The following is a 21141-nucleotide window of genomic DNA, read 5'->3' on the forward strand; positions in this document are numbered from 1 at the left end:
TTCTCCTTACTTCTCGTAGGCCGCTTGCGGCGTGCGCGGCAAAGTCGGGTGGGTCGAAACGCCGTGAGTGACAATGCTGTGATCGTGGGCCGTTGCGTCGGCGCCCGGGTGCGGATGCCTGCCGTGCGTGTCGACCAGATGCTCGACACCGGACAGCTTGCGCAGCAGCACGTAGAACACCGGCGTCAGCATCAGCCCGAACAGGGTCACGCCGAGCATGCCGAAGAACACCGCGATGCCCATGGCCTGGCGCATCTCGGCACCGGCGCCGGTGGAGAACACCAGCGGCACCACGCCCATGATGAACGCGATGGAGGTCATCAGAATCGGTCGCAGCCGCAGCCGACTGGCCTCGATCGCGGCTTGCACCACGCTGCGGCCCTGCATCTCCAGTTCACGGGCGAATTCGACGATCAGGATTGCGTTCTTCGCCGACAGCCCCACCAGCACCATCAAGCCGATCTGGGTGAAGATGTTGTTGTCGCCATGGGTCAACCACACCCCGGCCAGCGCCGAGAGAATGCTCATCGGCACGATCAGGATGATCGCCAGCGGCAAGGTCAGGCTTTCGTACAGCGCCGCCAGCACCAGGAACACCAGCAATACGCTGATCGGGAACACCCACAGCGCCGAATCGCCGGCCAGCACTTGCTGGTAGGTCAGGTCCGTCCATTCGTACCTGATACCGCGCGGAAACACCTCTTTCGCAATCCGGTCGACCGCAGCCTGCGCCTGACCGGACGAATAACCCGGGGCCGGCCCGCCGTTGATATCGGCAGCGGTGAAGCCGTTGTAACGCACGACCATTTCCGGGCCGTAAGTGGTGGTGACCTTGATCAGCGACGACAGCGGCACCATCTCGCCCTTGTCGTTGCGGGTTTTCAGCACGCCGATATTTTCGGCGTTGGCACGGAACGGGGCATCGGCCTGAGCCCGTACCTGATATACACGGCCAAAGGCGTTGAAGTCGTTGACGTACATCGAGCCCAGATAGATCTGCAGGGTGTCGAATACATCCGTCACCGACACCCCCAACTGCTTGGCCTTGACCCGATCCAGCTCGACATTCAGTTGCGGCATGTTGATCTGGAAGGTCGAGAACGCCGGGCCGAGTTCCGGCGCTTTGGCGGCTGCGGCGAGGAAGTCCCGCGTCGCCTTGTTCAGCGCCTCGTAACCCAGCGCGCCGCGGTCTTCGATCATCAGCTTGAAGCCGCCAACAGTGCCCAGACCGGCCACTGGCGGGGGCGGGAACACGGCAATCGCGGCGTCCTTGATACCGGCGTATTCAGCGTTCAACCGGGCAACGATCGCCGAGGAGGATTGCTCCTTGCTGCGGTACTTCGAGGGCTCCAGCACCGGAAACACCAGGGCGCTGCTCGGCGAGTTGGCCAGGCTGACCGACAGACCGGGGAACTGCGGCAAGTTCTTCACCCCGGGAATCGCCAGGGCGATATCGCCCATGTCGCGCACGACTTTCTCGGTTCGGTCCAGGGTCGCGCCGCTCGGCAGTTGCGCGATCGCTACCACGTAATCCTTGTCCTGCCCCGGCACAAAACCGCCGGGCACAATTTTGCCCATCCACACCGCCGCGCCGAGCAACACGCCATAGATCACCAGCATCACCAGTTTGCGGTTGACCACATGGCGCACGCCTTTGCCGTAATTGTCCGAGCCACGATTGAACACTCGATTGAAGACGTTGAAGAAGCCACCAAGCAGCGTGTCCATGATCCGCGTCAGACGATCTTTCGGCGCGTCATGCCCCTTGAGCAGGATGGCCGCGAGTGCCGGCGACAAGGTCAGCGAATTGAACGCGGAAATCACCGTCGAAATCGCGATGGTCATCGCAAACTGCTGGTAGAACTGCCCGGTGAGTCCGGACATGAACGCCAGCGGCACAAACACCGCCACCAGCGTCAGTGCAATCGCGATGATTGGCCCGCTGACTTCCTGCATGGCTTTATAGGTCGCATCACGGGGCGACAGACCGGCTGCAATATTGCGCTCGACGTTCTCCACCACCACGATCGCGTCGTCGACCACGATGCCGATGGCCAGCACCATGCCGAACAGCGACAAGGCGTTGATGGTGTAACCGAACCCCAGCAGCAGCGCGAACGTACCAATGATCGACACCGGCACCGCCAGCAACGGGATCAGCGACGCACGCCAGGTTTGCAGGAACACGATGACCACCAGCACCACCAGCGCGATGGCCTCAAGCAGGGTCTGGATCACCGCGTGGATGCTGTCGCGGACAAACTGGGTCGGGTCGTACTTGATGCCGTAATCGACACCGTCCGGCATGTCCTGTTTGATTTCCTCCATGACCTTGCGCACGTCATCGGAAATCTGCAGCGAGTTGGCACCCGGCTGCTGGAAGATGATCATCTGCACTGCAGGCTTGTTGTCGAGCATGGCGCGCAAGGTGTATTCGGAGGCGGCCATTTCCACCCGTGCCACGTCCGACAGATGCGTCACCGCGCCGGCGCTGCTCTTGAGGATGATGTCGCGAAATTCCTGCTCGGTCTTCAGTCGGCCCTGGGCGTTGACGCTCAGTTGCATTGGCACGTCGGTGAGCATCGGTGCACCGCCGACAATGCCGGCAGCGACCTGTACGTTCTGCTCGCGAATGGCTTTCACCACGTCCAGCGCGGTCATGTTCAGACGTGCGACTTTCTGCGGATCGAGCCAGATGCGCATCGAATAATCGCCCGCACCCCACATCACCACTTCACCGACGCCGGGAATCCGCGCCAGGCGATCCTTGACGTTGATCAGCGCATAGTTGCGCAGATAGGTCAGGTCATAACGCTGATTGGGCGAAAGAATGCTCACGCCCATGGTCAGGGTCGGCGACGACTTGATGGTGGTCACACCAAGGCGCTGCACGTCCTCAGGCAAGCGCGGCAGGGCCTGGGCCACGCGGTTCTGCACGAACTGCTGAGCCTTGTCCGGATCGGTGCCGAGCTTGAACGTCACGGTAGTGGTCATCTTGCCGTCACTGTTGGCCAGAGACTGCATGTACAGCATGTCCTCGACACCGTTGATCTGTTCTTCGATTGGCGAGGCCACGGTTTCGGCGATGACTTTCGGGTTGGCGCCAGGGTATTCGGCACGCACCACCACCGAGGGTGGCACCACTTCGGGGTATTCGGCAGTCGGCAGCCGGGTCAGGGCGATCAGCCCGGCCAGCACGATTACCATCGACAACACACCGGCAAAGATCGGCCGGTCGATAAAGAATTTTGAGATGTTCATGGCGATTCCCGGATTAAGCCGCAGGCCTGGCGGCGCGATTGACGCTGACCATGTCGACGGTATTGACGTGAACGGCGTCGTTGGGGCGTACACGCTGTACGCCGCTGACGATCACCCGGTCTCCTGCCTTGAGGCCGGACGTGACGATGCGCAGCCCTTCATGCAGGTTGCCCAGCGTCACTTCGCGGTACTCGACGCGATCCTGGGCGCCGACCACCAGCACGAACTTGCGCGCCTGATCGGTGCCGATCGCCGAGTCGTCAACCAGCACGGTCTCGAACGGCTTGCCGCCACCGACCTTGATCCGCGCATACAGACCCGGCAGCAGCGCGCCGTTGGCGTTGTCGAAACGCGCCCGGACGCGGATGGTGCCGGACTGGGTGTCGAGCTGGTTGTCGATCGAATCCACTGCGCCCTGACGCGAATAGCCGTCTTCGTCGGCCAGCCCCAGGGACACGGGGGCGCCGCTGCCGGACGCCTGATTGAGGTAGCGCAGGTAGGTTTGTTCATCGACATCGAACGAGGCGTAGATCGGCGAGACCGATACCAGGCGGGTCAGCAGCGGCGCCGTTGCGCCGCTCGACACCACGTTGCCGACCGTCAGTTCGGCGCGGGAAACTCGACCGGCCACCGGTGCCTTGATCTCGGTGTACGACAGGTTGACCCGAGCGGCATCCAGCGCTGCTTTCGCCACCTTGACCTGAGCCACGGCTTCACGGGCGGCGTTTTGTTTCTCGTCAAAATCACGCTTGGCGATCGCGTTCTGTTCCACCAGCCGGGCGGCACGTCCGGCGTCGGTGGCGGTATAGCCGGCACGGGACTCGGCAGCAGCCAGTTGCCCGGCGGCGCGATCGACTTCCGCCAGATAGGGACGCTGGTCGAGGGTGAACAGCAGATCGCCCTTCTTCACCAGCGTGCCATCCTTGAAGTGCACGCCGACGATGGTGCCCGGCACCAACGGTCGGATATCCACTTTGTCGACCGCCTCCAGGCGCCCGGAATAGCTTTGCCATTCACTGATCGTCTTGAACACGACGGTGGCAACATCCACCTCGGCTTTGGCGGCTGGCGCGGTGTCGGCATGAGCGTTGGCTATCGGTCCGAAATGATCGCCATAGTTGACGACGATGCCGGCCGTGCCGGCCACTAAGAGCGCACTTAATGCGACGGAAAGCCGTTTACGACTGGCGACCATTTCACTTCTCCCGAAACTATTGATGATGTTCAAAACTTATTAAAAAACTGCAACTTCAAGACGCACGCATCCCTGCAATAAAACTTCACTGCATAACTTCCCGATACGCGATTAGTTCAATCCATGAGTTCTGCCGACAAGGCGCCGATGTATTCATCGACAATGCCGCTTTCACTCAGCGCGCAACACAGTCGGTGCACATAATCTGCGTTCGTCCCCATCGGTCCTTCGGCGAGTGCCACACTACCGGCGATGGTCTCAATCCGTGCATCCGCCTCGAACAGCGGGTGATCGGGATCCGCGACAAACACCAGCGCCAGTACGTCACGACCATCGGCCAGTTGCACGCCGGTCCAGATCGGCCGGTAGGCACCGGTGGGCATTTCGCGGATCCACAGTGAAATCAGTTCGTCGCGAGCCACCGCCTGGCTGATCTTGAACGCGACGCCGTGGGTTTCCCCGCCGCGCTGCAGGGCCAGCATCCGACCCGGCAGTGCCACTGTCGCGCGCCCGGCGATCATCCGCAGGCAGAAACTGCGATGCCAACCGTGCAGGGTCGCCAATTGGTGCTCGGCAAATTCGAACAGCGGGTTCCAGATCAGCGAGCCGTAACCGAAAACCCAGATGTCGCCCTCGCCGGGACGCGCGTTCAGGGTGTCTTCCATCGACTGACCGATCCGCTCCAGCGTCCACAACAGTTCCGGGGGAACGTCGCTGAACTTCTCCAGATAAGCGCCTGAGCTGATCAACTGTTTCGTCAACATCGCCGTGGTCTCTGCGGTGGGCATTTGCCGTTGAGCGAATGGTGGCCGAGACCTGACGCCGGATAAACAACACCGGACGCTACTCTTAGTAGCTCCAGCGGAGACAATCAGGCCTGAATGCCCGCCACGGCGGGTTTGGCGGAGGGATAGCTGTGCGGCCCAATTGTCTCCATAAAAGCTACAGAGCATCACCTTTCACGGTATTTATCGCCTTAACCGCGGCGTGCAGACTGGATTTGCCGGTCCACTCCAGGGCCCCGACTTTCTCCCAAAGGTGACTACCATGAAGCTCTACATTGCCAACCAGACTTGCTCCCAGGCCGTCCAGATCATCGCCAACGAATTGGGCCTGACCCCGGAATTGGTGCACTTCGACGTATTCGGCCGGACCACCTCCAGCGGCGAAGATTTCGCGGCGGTGAACCCACTGCTGTATGTACCCGCCCTGCTGCTCGACAACACCTTCAACGATATCCTGTCGGAAACCATCGTCATTACCTCCTACCTCGCCGACCAGCATCCAGAGTCCGGCCTGATCCCGGCGCGCGGCACGCTGGAACGGGTCAAGGTCGACCAGTTGCTGACCTTCGTCGCCACCGAGATCGCCCAGAAACACATTCCGTTGATGCGCAAATTGCTGACTGAAGACGGCACACAGTGGACACGCAACAAGATCGTCAGCGCCTATGCCCAACTCGACGCACGCCTGGCCGACGGCCGTACCTGGCTGACCGGTGACCAGTTCTCCGTGGCCGATGCGTACGTCTTCGCCACCTGGTGGCACGAACGCTCCGGCGCACAGATCGAACACCTGCCACACCTGATGGCGTGGAAGAATCGCATCGATGCCCGCCCTTCGGTGCACAAGGCGCTGACAGAAGAAGCGGCGCTGTACAGCAAACATATGGAACAACTAAAACAACTTGATTGAAGGGCTCGAAGAAACAGGTCGCTCAAGCGGCCTGTTTGCATTTGCGATATCCGTCAAGTTGATAACAACATTAAAAACCGGGAAAAAAAAAGGCCGCCTGATAACAGGTGGCCAAAACCAAAGGGGTAAACAGAATAGGAATTTCATGTTTACGGTCGCGAGTTTATTCAGATCCGCGACAACTTTCTTATTGTTACCGGCAATACCTGACATCAACAAAATCCGCTTTACTGCAGGAGCAGACAGTGAGGTCTATAGTGATCAGGTCTTGTGCCCTGGCGTCGAGCGTTGCCCATGACCTCAACCGAACACCTGATCATCTGCGAGCATTGCGACTGCGTGTACGAAAAAGTCGTGCTCGGCAAACACCAGAAAACCCTCTGCGTACGTTGCGGCGGCGTGCTGCAGCGCTATAACGGCTTGACCGTCGAGCAGCGGCTGGCCTTGAGTTTCACCGCGGCGATGCTGTGGCTGTTCGCCAATTTCTATCCGGTGATGAGCATCAGCATGAAGGGTTTGAAAAACAGCGCGACGCTGTGGGATTCGGTGCTGGCGCTGAGTCAGGGACCGATCACATTCATGGCGATGGTCGCGGCGATTTCGATCATCATCGCCCCAGCGTTTCAACTGGTGCTGTTGATCTGGGTGCTGAGTTTCGCCTTGTCATCGCGCCGGGCACCGGGCTTCAAGCTGTGCATGCGCTGGCTGGAAACCCTGCGTCCGTGGAGCATGCTCGAAGTGTGTCTGCTGGGGGCGATGGTCGCGGTGTTCAAACTGGCCGGGCTGCTCGATGTGCTGCCGGGTATCGGCCTGTTTGCCCTGGCCGTGTTGAGCCTGATGATGATCCGCATTGCCGGGCGCGACATTCGTGACCTTTGGGACATCCTATGAAGCGTCCAGCGACCGCCAGCGAACTGAATCTGTGCCTGTGCCACAGCTGCGGGCTGGCCTGCGACATGACCGATGAGCCGCACCAATGCCCGCGTTGCGACGCGCCGTTGCATCGGCGCAAGACCAATTCCCTGGCGCGTACCTGGGCCTTCCTGTTTGCCGCGCTGGCGTTTTACGTGCCGGCCAATCTGCTCCCGGTGATGAACACCATGATGCTCGGCAACGGCGCCGACAGCACGATCATGAGCGGCGTGCTGGAATTCTGGGAGGGCGGCGCGTGGGACATCGCGCTGATCATTTTCATCGCCAGCATCGCGGTGCCGGGCATCAAGTTCGTGGCCCTGTCGCTGCTGCTGATCACCGTGCAGCGCGACAGCAACTGGGCGCGCCGTGAGCGCTCGAAGTTGTACCGTTTCGTCGAGCTGATCGGCTACTGGTCGATGCTCGACGTGCTGGTGGTCGCGCTGGTCGCGGCGCTGGTGAAGTTCCAGGCGCTGGGCGATATCGAACCACGCCCGGGCATCCTGTTTTTCGGCATGGTGGTGGTGTTCACCATGCTCTCGGCGATGAGTTTCGATCCACGGCTGATCTGGGACAACGCTCCGGACGACGAACCGCTCAGCGACGTACCACCTCAAGCAGCACCTGCAACGGATGGCGCAGCGCCCGATCCGACTGGCGCTTGACCTGACTGCGGCACGAATAGCCGGTGGCCAGTGCTTCGCCCTGCTCCGCCGGTGCCTCGACCTGCCGCGCCCACGATTGCTCGTAGATCACCGCCGAAGTTTCGCGGTTGCGCGCTTCATGGCCGTAGGTGCCGGACATGCCGCAGCAACCGGTGGCCTGCGTCGCCAGTTTCAATCCGGCCCGCGCGAACACTTGCTCCCACTGACGGGTGGCGGCCGGCGCGTTGGTTTTCTCGGTGCAATGCGCCAGGAGCCGGAATGCTCTTGCCGATGTGTTATTCGCCTGCTCCGGCATCACTTGGAGCAGCCATTCCTGTACCAGCGCGACTTCCGGGCATTGGTTCATGCCGGGCACTTTCAAGTATTCCTGGCGATAGACCAGGGTCATCGCCGGATCCAGCCCCAGCAACGGTACGCCAACATCCGCCAGCTCTCGCAGTTGCCGCGCATTGCGCAGTGCCGCGCGGTTGAACGCCGACAGAAAGCCCTGCACATGCAGCGGCTTGCCGTTGGCACTGAACGGCGCCAGATACACCTGATAGCCAAGCCGCGAAATCAGCTCCACCAGATCCGCCAGCAGCGGCGCTTCGAAGTAACGGGTGAAGGCATCCTGCACCAGTACCACACTGCGCTCGCGCTGGGCCTGGGTCAGCGTCGACAGCGTGGAAACCGTCGCCGGCTGCACCTTCCAGCGGCGCATCGCCGCGTGGAAATCAAAGCGGCTGAGCAACGGCACATCGACCATTCCACCGAGACGCTCCAACTGTTGGCGCACGAATGAAGCGCCCATCAAACCGTTGTACAGCGCCGGAATCCGCACCATGTACGGAATGCTGTACTCCAGCGAAGCAATCAGATAATCCCGCGCCGGGCGCAGATAACGGCTGTGATACAACTCCAGAAACCGCGAGCGAAACTCCGGCACGTTGACCTTGACCGGGCATTGCCCCGCGCAGGATTTACACGCCAGGCATCCGGCCATGGCGTCATACACCTCATGGGAAAAGTCTGCGGCCTGCCCACGGCTGTTGCGCCAGCGCGTCCACAGGTTGCGGAAAAACGCCGGGCGGCGGATCGCATCCGACAGCACATCCACCCCTGCCTCGCCCTGCAAACGCAGCCATTCACGGATCAGTGAGGCGCGGCCCTTGGGCGATTGCGCACGCTCACGGGTGGCTTTCCACGACGGGCACATGGCGTCGTCGGGATCAAAGTTGTAGCAGGCGCCGTTGCCGTTGCAATGCATGGCCGCGCCGTAGCTCTGCCAGACCTTTTCGTCGATCTGCCGATCGAGTTCGCCGCGCAAGGTCACTTCGTCGATCTTCAGCAATGCCGCAGCGGTGTTGGCCGGGGTGGCGATCTTGCCCGGGTTGAACTGGTTGAACGGGTCAAACGCGGCTTTCAGTGCCTGCAACGCCGGGTACAGCTCGCCGAAGAATGCCGGCGCGTATTCCGAGCGCAGGCCCTTGCCATGTTCGCCCCACAACAGGCCGCCGTAGCGTTGGGTCAGCGCGGCGACACCGTCGGACACCGGACGCACCAGCGCCGCTTGCTGCGGATCCTTCATGTCGAGAATCGGCCGCACGTGCAGCACGCCGGCATCGACGTGGCCGAACATGCCGTACTGCAAGCCGTGGCTGTCGAGCAGTTCGCGCAACTCGGCGATGTACTCGGCCAAGTGCTGCGGCGGCACCGCGGTGTCTTCGACAAACGGCTGCGGCCGCGCTTCGCCGGCAACGTTGCCGAGCAGGCCGACGGCGCGCTTGCGCATGCCATAGACCTTGTTCACCGCCGCTTGGCCGACCGCCAGCGTATGGCCAAGGCGCTCGACCGTGGTGTCACTGCTCAAGTGCTCAAGGAAGGCTTGAACCCGGTGCTGCAGATCTTCAGGATCGTCGCCACAGAACTCCACCAGGTTGATCCCCAGCGTCGGCCGCTCGGCACTTTCCGGGAAGTATTCGGCGACGCCGTGCCAGACGATATCCTGCATCGCCAGCAGCAACACCTTGGAATCCACGGTTTCAATCGACAGCGGCTTGAGCGCCATCAGCGCCCGGGCATCGCGCAATGCATCCATGAATCCGGCGTAGCGGATATTCACCAGCATCGTGTGCTTGGGGATCGGCAGTACGTTGAGCTTCGCCTCGACCACAAACCCCAGCGAGCCTTCAGCCCCGCACAGCACGCTGTTGAGGTTGAAGCGGTTGTCGGCCTCGCGCAGGTGCGCCAGGTCGTAGCCGGTCAGGCAGCGGTTGAGATCGGGGAAGCGCTGTTTGATCAGCTCGCCTTGCTCATCAATGATCTGCCGCGCACAGCGATAGACTTCACCCACCCGATCTTCACGGGCGCACAGCGCTGTCAGGTCGTCTTCCGCCAGCGCGGCGCCGTGCAGGCGTTCACCGCCGCGCAGAACCATGTCGAGTTCCAGCACATGGTCGCGGGTCTTGCCGTAGGTGCAACTGCCCTGGCCGCTGGCGTCGGTGTTGATCATGCCGCCAACGGTGGCGCGGTTGGAAGTCGACAGTTCCGGGGCGAAAAACAGCCCGGCGGATTTCAGCGCGGCATTCAGCTGATCCTTGACCACCCCGGCCTGCACTCGCACCCAGCGCTGCTCGACGTTGATTTCCAGAATGCGGTTCATGTGCCGCGACAGGTCGACGACGATGCCGTCGGTCAGCGACTGGCCGTTGGTGCCGGTACCACCGCCACGCGGGGTAATCACCACTTGCTGATACGCCGGCTCGGCGATCAGCCGTGCCACCCGCGCCACATCCTCCGCATCCATCGGAAACACCGCCGCTTGCGGCAGACGCTGGTAGATCGAGTTGTCGGTGGCGAGCACTACGCGGCTGGCGTAATCGGCACTGATCTCGCCACGAAAACCACTGGCTTTCAGGGCGCTGAGGAACAGTTGGTAATCAGTAGTCAATGCAGCGGCGGGTGACAGCTGGGCAATCATCGGTGAGGAAATCTCGGTCAAAATCGGGCCGTGTGGCGGTGAACAGTTGTGCGCAATGAATGATTGCGTCACGCTCCCGCCATCTCATGGTGCTTATGTTCATTGCTTGGCGCCGTCGGGACAAACGTAAAATCGACCCGCAATCCATGACTAAAACGAATGAATCCGCGAACCCTCACCCCTTCCATGTCTTTATTGCTGGCCTTCGAAGCTGCCGCACGCCATGAAAGCTACACCCGCGCCGCCCACGAACTGTCGCTGACGCAAAGCGCGGTCAGCCGTCAGGTGCAGATTCTGGAAAAGATGCTCGGCATGCGCCTGTTCAGCCGCGAAGGTCGGCAAGTGGTGCTGACCGATGTCGGGCGCATGTATCAGCGTGAACTGGCCGAAGCCCTCGGGCAGATCCGCAGCGCGACCCTGCAGGCCATGGCGTTCGGTTCAGGCATCCACAGTTTGCGTCTGGCGACGCTGCCGACCTTCGGCTCGAAATGGCTGCTGCCGCGACTCAAGGACTTCTACACCGCGCACCCCGGCATGACCGTGCACTTGCACTCACGGATCGAAGCGATTGACTTCGACACCAGCGAGATCGATGCGGCGATCTGTGTCGGTGCGGGAGACTGGCCGGGCTTGAGCGCCCTGCCCCTGCACACTGAAGAACTGGTGGTGATTGCCAGTGCGCAGTTGTCATTGGCCGAACGCGATGAAGCGGAACAACACATCGCCGGGCAGTTACTGCTCAATGTCAGCAGCAACGCCCAGGCCTGGGCGGAATGGTTCACCCATCATGGTTTGCCACACCGCAGCATGCGCATCGGCCCGAGCTTTGAAATGACTTCGCACCTGATCCAAGCGGTGCGGGCGAATATTGGCGTCGGGCTGGTGCCGCGGATTCTGGTGGAGGATGAATTGCTTAACGGCGAGCTGCTGCAACTGGGGGAGCCGATCACCAGCCGGCGCAGCTATTACCTGGTGTATCCGCCGCGGAATGAGGCGTTACCGTCACTGAAAGCGTTCAGGGATTGGTTGGTGGATACGCTCTGACCGGAGATCCCACAAATGCACAACATAACGAAACGCCGCTCGATGAGCGGCGTTCGGTCAATCCCGGTACTGGCGCTTTAGCGGTGGCGGCGCACTCGGCCCTTTGACGAGGGGTTTGGCCAGCAGCTTGCCGTCCGGGCCATAAAAGAGGCGCCTGATGCTTGGCGGCATGGGAGTAGGCTCTTTTGCGCTCATGATGAAACCTCTTCGACAGAACTGAATTCGACCCACTGGACTTTCGAGGAATCTATCACCAATAGTTCGGCGCCAAAAGGCAACGCCACGCCATCCTCCCCCAGCCAGCCTGGATTCAGCATGATGAACTGCCCCTCCAGGGGGCCGGAAGGCCACTCGACGGGCCAGCCAAATAATCGCCTTTCATCCGTCAAATGCAGCGTAACCAGCCGATTGTGGCGAGCAAAGGTGCTGTACCACTCGCTGGGGTAAGAGTTTTTATTCGTTACATTTTTTCTTCGTAACCATTTGTGCAATTTGTCATTCGAAGCCAGAGCACACGACAACAAGCCAAGCCCCATTGCAACCATAAACGCCAAAATAGCCTGGGTTTTGCCATCCCATTTCCCTACAGAAAAGCCCTTCGAGCCTATCCATAAGCCAATAGCCCCGATCCCCAACACCACCCCATGAATCACAAACGTAAAAATCAACGCCTGCACAATCTGCCCAAAGGTGTCAGGCCGCTTGAACGAAGTGAGCGTGTAAAAAATCCAGGTAGAAACAAATCCGGGAATCAGATACTGCAACAACGGAATAACTTCCTTGACCAGATCATCCATGATCCGTGGCTCCTTGAAAGACTTGCCGGCCCGATAAGTGACCGGCAATCAAAGCCTAGCGCACGCTGAAAAAATGCCGCCGCGCAACTGTCACAGCGCATTACGCCAGCCGCTAAAACCTACGCATCCTGCAAAATCAGATCAGCGCCCTTCTCCGCCACCATCAGCACCGCCGCATGCGTATTGCCCGAGGTCACGTTCGGGAAGATCGACGCATCGACAATCCGCAACCCGGCAAGGCCATGCACCTTCAGACGCTTGTCGACCACCGAAGTCTGCTCATCCGCACCCATCGCGCAGGAACCACAGAGGTGATAGATCGAGCCACAGTTGTCGCGGAAGTACTGCAACATCTGCTCGTCGGTTTCCACTGCCGGTCCCGGCAGGACCTCATCAACGGTGATGCTCTTGAGCGCCGGAGCGTTCATGATCTTGCGCATCAGGCGACTGCCCTGGATCACCTCGTCAATGTCCTTTTGCGTGCTCAAATAGTTCGGATCGATCAGTGCCGCATCACGCGGATTCTTCGACGCAATTTCGACGTGGCCGCGACTGGTCGGCCGGCACGGGTTGAAGCACAGCAGGAAGCCCGAATACGGCTCCGGCTTGAGGCTGGCCTTGTTGTTTTTCGGAATCTGGTACGACAGCGGGTTGAAGTACAGCTGCAAATTGGGATGCGCCTGCTGCGCGTTGCCACGGAAGAAACCGCCCGCCTGATTGACGCTCATGGCCAGCGCGCCCTTGCGGGTCAGCAGGTATTTGATGCCGAGTTTGAGCTGGCCGAACAGCGAGCTCAGTTCATCGTTCAGCGTCGGGATATTGGCTTTGTAGTAGTAGCTCACGCACAGGTGATCCTGCAGATTCTGCCCCACTGCCGGCAGGTGCCTGACCAGCGGGATCTGGTGCTTTTCCAGCAACGTGCGATCAGCCACGCCGGACAATTGCAGGATTTTCGGCGTGTCGACTGCGCCGGCACACAGGATCACTTCCTTGCGCGCGGTGAACGTCCGCGCCACACCATGCTGGGTGATCGAGATGCCTGTGGCGCGCTGCTGCGTCTCGTCAAACAGTACGCGATCGACCAAGGCGTAATGCTCGACTGTCAGGTTCGGCCGGCTCAGTGCCGGATGCAAATGCGCGAAGCTGCTGGAACAACGCTGGCCGTTTTTGGTGTTGACATCGTACAGGCCCGCGCCTTCGAATTTTGCCCCGTTGAAATCGTCGCTGCGCGGGTAGCCCAACTCTGAACAGCCTTCGAGGAACACATCGCAAATCGGGTGAGTCTGGCCCTTCATCGGAGTGATGCTGATCGGGCCGCTGCCGCCGTGGTATTCGCTGTCACCCAGCGGATGGTTTTCCAGTTTACGGAAGTACGGCAGCACGTCCTTGAAGCCCCAGCCGTCGTTACCGTTGGCCGCCCAGTCATCGAAGTCATGGGCCTGGCCGCGCACGTAAATCATCGCGTTGATCGAACCCGAACCACCCTGCACTTTGCCGCGCGGGGCGTAGATTTCGCGATTGCCCAACTGCTTCTGCGGCTGGCTGTAGTACATCCAGTTGAAGGTCGGGTTGTAATACATTTTGGCGAAGCCGACCGGGATCCTGAACCACAGCGAGCTGTCCTTGCCGCCCGCTTCCAGCAGCAGCACCGTGTATTGCCCGGAGGCCGAAAGCCGATTGGCCAGCACGCAACCTGCTGCGCCGGCGCCAGCGATGATGTAGTCGTATGTCATGCACGGTTACCGCGTAAGTCGTTGTACAAAAAATCGGATGAGCAACGCATGTCCCCTGTGGGAGCGGGCTTGCTCGCGAATGCGCTCGGTCAGCTGACATTTGTGAACCTGACACACCGCTTTCGCGAGCAAGCCCGCTCCCACAATGGGCCTCTGTCAGCCCTTGGCCGGCGAGGTGTCTTTGACGTCAACCGGAGTCGGTGCCATTTGCAGGTGCAGGCGCTCGCCGGTGTACGGCGAATGCTTGCGCACCACGTCCATGTTCAGCTCCACGCCCAGCCCCGGCTCGGTGGACGGGATGATGTAGCCGTCCTCCCACTGCAACGGTTTCTTCAGGATCTCGGCGTGGAAGCCGCCCCAGGTCTCGATGCTTTCCTGAATCAGGAAGTTCGGTGTGCAGGTCGCCAACTGGAAACTCGCCGCCGCGCCGATCGGGCCGTTGTAAAGATGCGGAGCAATTTGCGCGTAGTAGGCCTCGGCCATGCTGGCGATCTTCTTCGCCTCGAGCAGGCCGCCGCAGCGGGCGACGTTCATCTGCAGAATCGACGCGCCGCCGGCCTGCAGCAGCTTGAAGAATTCGTACTTGGTGGTCAGGCGTTCGCCAGTGGCAATCGGGATGCTGGTCTTGGCCGCGACTTGCGCCATGGCCTCTTCCTGCCCCGGCGGCACCGGCTCTTCGAACCACAGCGGGTCGTACTTTTCCAGGCGCTTGGCCAGACGGATTGCCGACGACGGCACCATCTGTCCGTGAGTCCCGAACAGCAGGTCGCACTGGTTGCCCACCGCTTCGCGGATCTTGCGACAGAAGGTTTCGCAGCGTTCCAGCACCTGCAGCGAGATCTGGTGCCCGGAGTACGCGGTATATGGACCGGCCGGGTCGAACTTCAGCGCGGTGAAGCCTTTGTTCATGTTCTCGACGGCGCATTCAGCCGCCAGATCCGGATCGTCGTAGTCGTATTCGCCACGGCTGTTGACCGGGTACAGGTAGGTGTAGGAACGCAGACGTTCGTTGACCTTGCCGCCGAGCAACTCGTAGACCGGTTTGTTCGCCGCTTTGCCGATGATGTCCCAGCAGGCCATTTCCAGACCGCTGACCACGCCCATCATGGTCAGGTCGGGACGCTGGGTGAAGCCGCTGGAATAGGCCTGACGGAAGAAGCGTTCGATGTGGTGCGGGTCATGATTGAGCAGGTAGCGCTCGAACACGTCTTCGATGATCGGCAGCATGGCTTTGGGACCGAACGTCGCCGCGTAGATCTCGCCCACGCCTTCGATGCCGCAATCGGTCTTGAGCTTGACGAACAGCCAGTACATGCCGCCGATGTGCGGTGGTGGTACGGCGACGATATGGGTTTCAAGGGCGATGATTTTCATGTCAGGCACCTGCTTTATCTGAAGTTTTGCGATTGATTCGGGCACGCAGGGTCACGGCCGCCAGGGTGCCGATCAGACCAACGGAGGCGATGTAACCGAAGTACAGCTTGTAGCCGAGGGCACCAGGGAAGTGCTCGGTGAGGTAGCCATTGATCAACGGGATGAAGGCATCCGGCATGTAGCCGACCACCGAGACGATGCCGATGGCCAGGCCGGTGATGCGCAGCGGAATGTTGCAGCTGTCGAGAATCGCCCAGTACAAACCGCGAATCGCGTAAGTCATCAGGCCAATGAAAATCACCGTGGCGATCAGCAAACCCATGCTGTTGAGCGCCGGGAATACGATCAGCCCGACAATCGCCAGACTCGCCAGCAACAGCGCGACGATCAGCACCGAGATGTTCGAGAACTTGTCCCCCAGCCAGCCGCCGCCGATGCCGCCGATGGGGCGCATCCACAATTTGATGGTGGTGATGGTGCCGGCCATGACCGCGGTCAGGCCGCTGCCTTGCAGGTAGTCCGAGAAACTGTAGGTCGCCCAGAAGATGTGATAGCCGCAGAACACGATGGCGGTGACCAGCCACAGCTCGGGAATCTTCACCAGCGTCGCCAGATCGGTGAGCAGGTTGAACTTGCCCTTCTCCACCGGCGGCGTGTCCGCCATCGACTTCGGATCCTTGATCAACACCAGCACACAGCCGATGGCGATACAGGTGAAGGCGTAGAGATAGACCACGTGCCTGAAGCCTTCGGCAGTGGACTCACCACGGGTTTCGGTGGCGAAGGCGAACAGCGCCAAGGCAACCGTCGCCAGCAACGCCTCGACCAGCCCGCGACCACCGTCGAGGATGCCGAAAAAGCGCCCTTGCTCGGTAGGGTGAGCAATCATCTTCACCCGCTTGAGCACCGACGCCCAGAAGGTCAAACCGGTGGTCAGGCCCCAGCAACCGAAGATGATCATCAGCCCGGTCATCGATGGCGCCGTCGAATACCACAGGCCTAAAGCGCCGGTCGCCACCAGCGAGAAGAAAATCAGAAAGCGTGGCGCAATGCGATCCGCCAACCAGCCGCTGGGCAAGTAGCTGAGGAGGAAAATCGTGCCGAGCATCGAGTACAGATAGCCCAGTTCACTGTGGTTGATCTGGAACACTTCGAGCATCGTGGTCTGGTAGACCTGACGCAGGTACAGAATCGGGTAGATCGCACCGGCGGCCAGCACCAGCAACATCAATTGGAAATAGCGACTTCCCTTGTCGCTCCGGCTTTTCACAGCCGAGTTGGAACCCTGAACAGCGGCAGCAGAGGATGCATGCTTGGACATTGAAGTGACCTCGGGCAACCCGTGCTCCGGGCGCCCCTGATAATTGTTTTTATAGGTGCAGCATGAGGCGTGTTGCGGTGTTTCAGTACTTCATGACCACGAGTCGGGTCTGGGTGAATTCGAGCATCCCGTGCTTGCCGTCATCACCGCCCAGGCCCGAGCGTTTCCAACCGGCGTGGTAGCCCTGATACGGGTCGGCCGGGGTGCGATTGACGTACAGCTCGCCGGCCTCGATGGCGTTGGCGACCTTCTGCGCGGTGCGGTAGTTCTCGGTGTAGAGCACCGACGACAGGCCAAACTGATGGTCGTTGGCCATGGCCAATGCTTCGTCGATGTCGCGGTACTTGAGCACCGGCAGCACCGGGCCGAAGATTTCTTCCTGGACGATTTCCATGTCCTGGCGGCAGTGGCTGAGCAGGGTCGGCGGATAGAAATGCCCCGGGCCTTGCGGCAACACACCACCGCTTTCGAGCACCGCGCCGTCGGCCATGGCACGCTCGACCATGGCGTGAATGTTCCGCTGCGAACTGGCGTTGACCAGTGGTCCCATCAGGCTCGCATCGGTGGCGCGGTCACCGAACTTCACCTCGGCGATTTTGGCCTTGAGCAGCGCGAGGAATCGGTCGTGGACGCTTTCCTGCACGTAGACCCTTTCCACCGCCGTGCACAACTGCCCGCAGTGGGTGGTCTTGGAAGCGATGATCGCGCTGGCGGCGGCTTCGAGGTCGGCATCGGCTTCGATGATGGCCGGCGTCTTGCCACCCAATTCCAGCGACGGCTTGGCGATGTTGGCCTTGCAGTAATCGAGCACGATGCGCCCGGCGTTGACGCTGCCTGTCAGCGTAATCAAGCCAACAGCCTTATGCGTGCACACCGTGGCAGCGGTGGCGTGATCCATGGTCAGAATATTGATCACCCCGGCCGGCATGCCCGACTGCTGCACCGCTTTGGCGATTTCGAATGCCGAGGTCGGGGTGTTGTTGCTCGGGCGCACCACCACGGTGTTGCCGGCAATCAGCGCCGGGGCAATTTTGCGCAGCAAGGTGTAGACCGGGTAGTTGAACGGAATCAGGCACGCGACGACGCCGATCGGCTCGCGGTGCAGAAACAGGTTTTCGTCGGGGCTGTCGCTGGGGATGATCTCGCCTTCGATGCGCCGCGCCCACTCGGCGTGGTAACGGGTGATCTGCGCGGCATAGCGTGCTTCGTTGCTCGCGTCGCTGAGACTCTTGCCGGACTCGGCGGCGAGCGCGGCGCCGATGGACTCGGCACGCTCCTCAAGCGCGGCGGCGAATGCGCGCAAGTGTTCGGCGCGCTCGATGCTGGTCAGTTTGCCCCAGACCTTTTGTGCGGCCGCCGCGGCATCCACGGCTGCGGTGGCTTCTTCGGCGGTGGCAGCCGAGACATGGCCGAGCAGCGCTTCAGTGGCGGGGTTGTACACCGCGATCATTGCCGCGCTGGCCGGCTCGATGAAGTGGCCGTTTACAAAGTTTCGCTCGATTCGCATGTGCATCGCCCATCGTTTGTTTTTATCAATGCCACCAGTCTTGTCATCGGTGGCGGGTTGAACAAACGATTTAAAGGGCGGGGAAACATTCGAAAAATGCAGGTTACCTTCGCATAAGCACACATCCCCTGCAGGCGTGAGCCTGATCGCGATGGCGGTCTGACTGTGACGTACAGGTGACTGACACACCGCTTTCGCGAGCAAGCTCGCTCCCACAGGGGATTGGGGGTGTGTCAGGTGGCTGCGGTCGAAGGCTCCAGCTGGCGCTGCGCCAGCCAGATTTCCTCCTGCAGCCATTGCGCAAACACCTGCAACTGCGGCATCTCGGTCTGCTCCGGGCGGGTCACCAGCCAGTACGACTGATGCCCCTCCACATGCACATTCAGCACTTGCGTCAATTGCCCGTTGGCCAGTTCCGCCGCAACCATGTGCCAGTCGGCAATGGTGATCCCCAGACCATCGGTCGCTGCCTGAATCGCCAGGTCCAGCAAATCGAATTCGTAACCGCCCTGGGTATCGACGCCACTGATGTGCGCCGCGTCCAGCCAGTGCTTCCAGGTCAGGTAACGCTGATCCTCCTTGGCCAGCACATGCAGCAGGGTCAGGCGATTGAGGTCGATGCCCTGTTCGCTTCCCTCCCGTGCATACAGCGATGGCGCGCACACCGCGATATGCCGCTCCTGGATCAACAGCGAACTGTCGAGACCGTCCCACTCGCCGTCGCCAAAGCGGATCGCGCAATCGAGGGTACTGGTTTCCGCCAGGCTGTCCTGCAAGCGCGTGGTGATGCTCAGTTCCAGCTCCGGGTGTTGCTCGCGCAAACGCCCGAGGCGCGGCATCAGCCAGCGACTGGTGAACGTCGGCGGTGCGTTGATGTGCAGACGGTTGGAATGGGTTTTCTGCTGGATGCTGCGCACCGTCAGCTCGATCTTGTCGAACGACTGATGCAGTGCCCGCAGCAGGATCTTGCCGGCGGCGGTCAGCTCCAGATGGTGATGACGGCGCTCCAGCAGACTTTCGCCGAGCTGCTCTTCCAGTTGCCGCACCTGACGGCTGACCGCACTCTGGGTGACATTGAGCAGCTCGGCGGCGCGGGTGAAGCTGCCGGTGCTGCCGGCCACTTCGAACGCCTTGAGCGCGTTCAGGCCGGGCATTTTGCGTTTCATATCAAGGCACTCGAAAACCACTGACAAGTTGCAGAGCATCCCATGAGCGTGCCGGACTGTCCTACAGGATTTTTTGAGTAACATGCATTCGATGCAGGTTTGCGCATCGTTTTTATCGTTTGTCCCACGCCCGGCGGATGGCAAGACTGCGCGGCATCTCTAATAAAAACAATCGAGAGCCGCTCCATGCCCTTCTCTGCTTCCTTGCGTTTGCGCACCACCTCAATCGTCCTGTTCTGCAGCGTTGCCGCTCCGGCGATGGCCGTGCAAGTTACCGATAACCTCGACCTGGGTGGCGCCATTCGTGCGCGCTGGGACCTGGACCCGGATCGCGACATTCAGAAGTTCGGTCTCGATACGGTTTTTCTCAGCGCCAAGTACAACTCCGATTCCTGGATCGGCGAGGCGCAATACCGCTTCTATGGTCGCTCCTACCCCTACCAGTACACGAAAAATTACGGCGACATTCAGTTCGCCAAATTCGCCTGGGTCGGCTACAAGTTCAACCCGGACCAGCAGGTGCAGGTCGGCCTGAACACCGTGCCGTTCGGCTTGCAGCCGTACTTCGGCAGCACCTTCTACGAGACCCTGGGCAACGTCATCGGCCTCGAAGACGTGCAACAGGTCGGCGCCAAATACGTTCAGCAAAGCGGCGACTGGAACATTCAGGCCGGTTACTACCTGCGCCCGGCGTGGCAAGGCAAAGGCACCAGCAAGGGCGTCACCTACTCCAGCGTCGTGTCCGAAGCCGACAGCTACGTGGCTGACGGCAGCGCCAACCAGGAACGCAACACCGTGGTGCTGCGCGTGGCGAAAGCCCTGGATCTGGGCCCATGGAAATCCGAAGTGGGGATCTCCGGGCTGACCTCGACCCTGGAAAACAAGGAAACCGATAACGACGGTCGGCGCAACGCCGTGGCCGTGCACTACCTGGGCAAGAACGGCCCGTGGGGCGTGCAGTTGCAGGCGGCACGTCAGCAGATGTCGCCGCGCAATGCCGGCACCGATGAGCTGGTGACCCTCGGCGGTTACGACGGCACTTACAACGTCGCCAGTCGCGGCAATCTGTACGTGGCAGACCTGAGCTACGACGTGGCCGGCAAATACCTGTTCGATCAGATCAGCGGGATCAAGCTTTACGCCAACTACAGCGCCTTCGACAAATTCGCCAGCGGCTTCAAGACCTCCCAGCGAATGATCCTCGGCAGCTCGTTTTCAGTGAGCAAATTGTGGGTGGCGACCGAGTGGCTGTTTGGCAAGAACGATCCATACATCGGTGGCAGCAGCTACACCCAGAGCCTGGGCGTGGGTGGGCTGGATCAGTGGGAGAATCAGGTGTATGTGAACGTCGGGTATTACTTCTGATCCGGATTTTACTGCGCCTGAAAGTCAGCCTTCGCGAGCAAGCCCGCTCCCACAATGGATTTATGTCAGGCACAAAACCTGTGGGAGCGGGCTTGCTCGCGAAGGCGTCCTGCCAAACAACACTTGCATCCGTTCCTCACCAATAGT

The 21141-nt window shown here is 60.7% G+C and carries 15 protein-coding genes; 5 read left to right on the top strand and 10 right to left on the bottom strand.

From position 1 onward, the window contains the following. Positions 1-6: 6 nt before the first annotated feature. From M0814_RS01985 to M0814_RS01995, 3 genes are all read right to left on the bottom strand, one after another. On the bottom strand, positions 7-3261 hold the full coding sequence (locus tag M0814_RS01985; RefSeq protein ID WP_103484170.1) for a multidrug efflux RND transporter permease subunit: 3255 nt from the start codon (positions 3259-3261) through the stop codon (positions 7-9). A gap of 13 nt (positions 3262-3274) precedes the next feature. Further along, entirely contained in the window at positions 3275-4456 is a 1182-nt protein-coding gene (locus M0814_RS01990; RefSeq protein WP_103484171.1) for an efflux RND transporter periplasmic adaptor subunit, read from the bottom strand. A gap of 116 nt (positions 4457-4572) precedes the next feature. Then, positions 4573-5220, bottom strand: coding sequence for a gamma-glutamylcyclotransferase (locus tag M0814_RS01995; protein WP_003225884.1), 648 nt, complete (start codon positions 5218-5220; stop codon positions 4573-4575). 283 nt (positions 5221-5503) lie between these two features. Here M0814_RS01995 and M0814_RS02000 point away from each other — a divergent pair, with 283 nt between their 5' ends. From M0814_RS02000 to M0814_RS02010, 3 genes are all read left to right on the top strand, one after another. Continuing rightward, entirely contained in the window at positions 5504-6151 is a 648-nt protein-coding gene (locus tag M0814_RS02000; RefSeq protein WP_003225885.1) for a glutathione binding-like protein, read from the top strand. Between the two features lie 294 nt (positions 6152-6445). Then, entirely contained in the window at positions 6446-7042 is a 597-nt protein-coding gene (locus M0814_RS02005) for a paraquat-inducible protein A (protein WP_003225887.1), read from the top strand. Next, the gene (locus tag M0814_RS02010; protein ID WP_103484172.1) at positions 7039-7728 is read left to right on the top strand and encodes a paraquat-inducible protein A; all 690 of its coding nucleotides are present in this window, start codon (positions 7039-7041) and stop codon (positions 7726-7728) included. Before M0814_RS02005 ends, M0814_RS02010 begins: the two co-directional genes overlap by 4 nt. On the opposite strand, the gene M0814_RS02015 is transcribed toward M0814_RS02010, so the two are convergent. Then, complete coding sequence (locus M0814_RS02015; RefSeq protein WP_103484232.1) at positions 7661-10687, bottom strand: FAD-binding and (Fe-S)-binding domain-containing protein; 3027 nt, start codon at positions 10685-10687, stop codon at positions 7661-7663. The two genes, M0814_RS02010 and M0814_RS02015, sit on opposite strands and share 68 nt — an antisense overlap. A 159-nt stretch (positions 10688-10846) precedes the next feature. Between M0814_RS02015 and M0814_RS02020 the strand changes: the two genes are divergently transcribed. After that, entirely contained in the window at positions 10847-11731 is an 885-nt protein-coding gene (locus M0814_RS02020; protein ID WP_045122511.1) for a LysR substrate-binding domain-containing protein, read from the top strand. Positions 11732-11922: 191 nt separating this feature from the next. Here the strand turns inward: M0814_RS02020 and M0814_RS02025 are convergent, their stop codons facing one another. The 6 genes from M0814_RS02025 to M0814_RS02050 all read right to left on the bottom strand — a co-directional run bounded on the left by M0814_RS02025 (position 11923) and on the right by M0814_RS02050 (position 19629). Beyond that, entirely contained in the window at positions 11923-12528 is a 606-nt protein-coding gene (locus M0814_RS02025; protein WP_103484173.1) for a DUF6338 family protein, read from the bottom strand. Between the two features lie 119 nt (positions 12529-12647). Next, a complete protein-coding gene (locus M0814_RS02030; RefSeq protein ID WP_103484174.1) occupies positions 12648-14261 on the bottom strand; it encodes a GMC family oxidoreductase N-terminal domain-containing protein in 1614 nt (537 codons plus the stop codon). A gap of 156 nt (positions 14262-14417) precedes the next feature. Beyond that, complete coding sequence (locus M0814_RS02035; protein ID WP_103484175.1) at positions 14418-15635, bottom strand: mandelate racemase/muconate lactonizing enzyme family protein; 1218 nt, start codon at positions 15633-15635, stop codon at positions 14418-14420. Position 15636: 1 nt separating this feature from the next. After that, positions 15637-16956: an MFS transporter gene (locus M0814_RS02040; protein ID WP_103484176.1), complete on the bottom strand. Its 1320-nt coding sequence runs from the start codon at positions 16954-16956 to the stop codon at positions 15637-15639. Positions 16957-17038: 82 nt separating this feature from the next. Continuing rightward, on the bottom strand, positions 17039-18463 hold the full coding sequence (gene aldA / locus M0814_RS02045; protein WP_103484233.1) for an aldehyde dehydrogenase: 1425 nt from the start codon (positions 18461-18463) through the stop codon (positions 17039-17041). Between the two features lie 233 nt (positions 18464-18696). Beyond that, entirely contained in the window at positions 18697-19629 is a 933-nt protein-coding gene (locus tag M0814_RS02050; protein WP_103484177.1) for a LysR substrate-binding domain-containing protein, read from the bottom strand. Between the two features lie 186 nt (positions 19630-19815). On the opposite strand from M0814_RS02050, the gene M0814_RS02055 reads away from it, so the two are divergent. Next, complete coding sequence (locus M0814_RS02055) at positions 19816-20994, top strand: hypothetical protein (protein WP_103484178.1); 1179 nt, start codon at positions 19816-19818, stop codon at positions 20992-20994. The last annotated feature ends 147 nt before the right edge of the window (positions 20995-21141 follow it).

It is taken from the genome of Pseudomonas sp. MWU12-2020 (assembly GCF_023100605.1).
GTDB classification, from domain to species: Bacteria; Pseudomonadota; Gammaproteobacteria; order Pseudomonadales; family Pseudomonadaceae; genus Aquipseudomonas; species Aquipseudomonas fluorescens_H.

Excerpts from the sequence above, each read along its gene's own strand:
- M0814_RS01985 (WP_103484170.1), bottom strand. The coding sequence starts at position 3,261 with ATGAACATCTCAAAATTCTTTATCGACCGGCCGATCTTTGCCGGTGTG.
- M0814_RS01990 (WP_103484171.1), bottom strand. The coding sequence starts at position 4,456 with ATGGTCGCCAGTCGTAAACGGCTTTCCGTCGCATTAAGTGCGCTCTTA.
- M0814_RS01995 (WP_003225884.1), bottom strand. The coding sequence starts at position 5,220 with ATGTTGACGAAACAGTTGATCAGCTCAGGCGCTTATCTGGAGAAGTTC.
- M0814_RS02000 (WP_003225885.1), top strand. The coding sequence starts at position 5,504 with ATGAAGCTCTACATTGCCAACCAGACTTGCTCCCAGGCCGTCCAGATC.
- M0814_RS02005 (WP_003225887.1), top strand. The coding sequence starts at position 6,446 with ATGACCTCAACCGAACACCTGATCATCTGCGAGCATTGCGACTGCGTG.
- M0814_RS02010 (WP_103484172.1), top strand. The coding sequence starts at position 7,039 with ATGAAGCGTCCAGCGACCGCCAGCGAACTGAATCTGTGCCTGTGCCAC.
- M0814_RS02015 (WP_103484232.1), bottom strand. The coding sequence starts at position 10,687 with ATGATTGCCCAGCTGTCACCCGCCGCTGCATTGACTACTGATTACCAA.
- M0814_RS02020 (WP_045122511.1), top strand. The coding sequence starts at position 10,847 with ATGAATCCGCGAACCCTCACCCCTTCCATGTCTTTATTGCTGGCCTTC.
- M0814_RS02025 (WP_103484173.1), bottom strand. The coding sequence starts at position 12,528 with ATGGATGATCTGGTCAAGGAAGTTATTCCGTTGTTGCAGTATCTGATT.
- M0814_RS02030 (WP_103484174.1), bottom strand. The coding sequence starts at position 14,261 with ATGACATACGACTACATCATCGCTGGCGCCGGCGCAGCAGGTTGCGTG.
- M0814_RS02035 (WP_103484175.1), bottom strand. The coding sequence starts at position 15,635 with ATGAAAATCATCGCCCTTGAAACCCATATCGTCGCCGTACCACCACCG.
- M0814_RS02040 (WP_103484176.1), bottom strand. The coding sequence starts at position 16,956 with ATGTCCAAGCATGCATCCTCTGCTGCCGCTGTTCAGGGTTCCAACTCG.
- aldA (WP_103484233.1), bottom strand. The coding sequence starts at position 18,463 with ATGCGAATCGAGCGAAACTTTGTAAACGGCCACTTCATCGAGCCGGCC.
- M0814_RS02050 (WP_103484177.1), bottom strand. The coding sequence starts at position 19,629 with ATGAAACGCAAAATGCCCGGCCTGAACGCGCTCAAGGCGTTCGAAGTG.
- M0814_RS02055 (WP_103484178.1), top strand. The coding sequence starts at position 19,816 with ATGCCCTTCTCTGCTTCCTTGCGTTTGCGCACCACCTCAATCGTCCTG.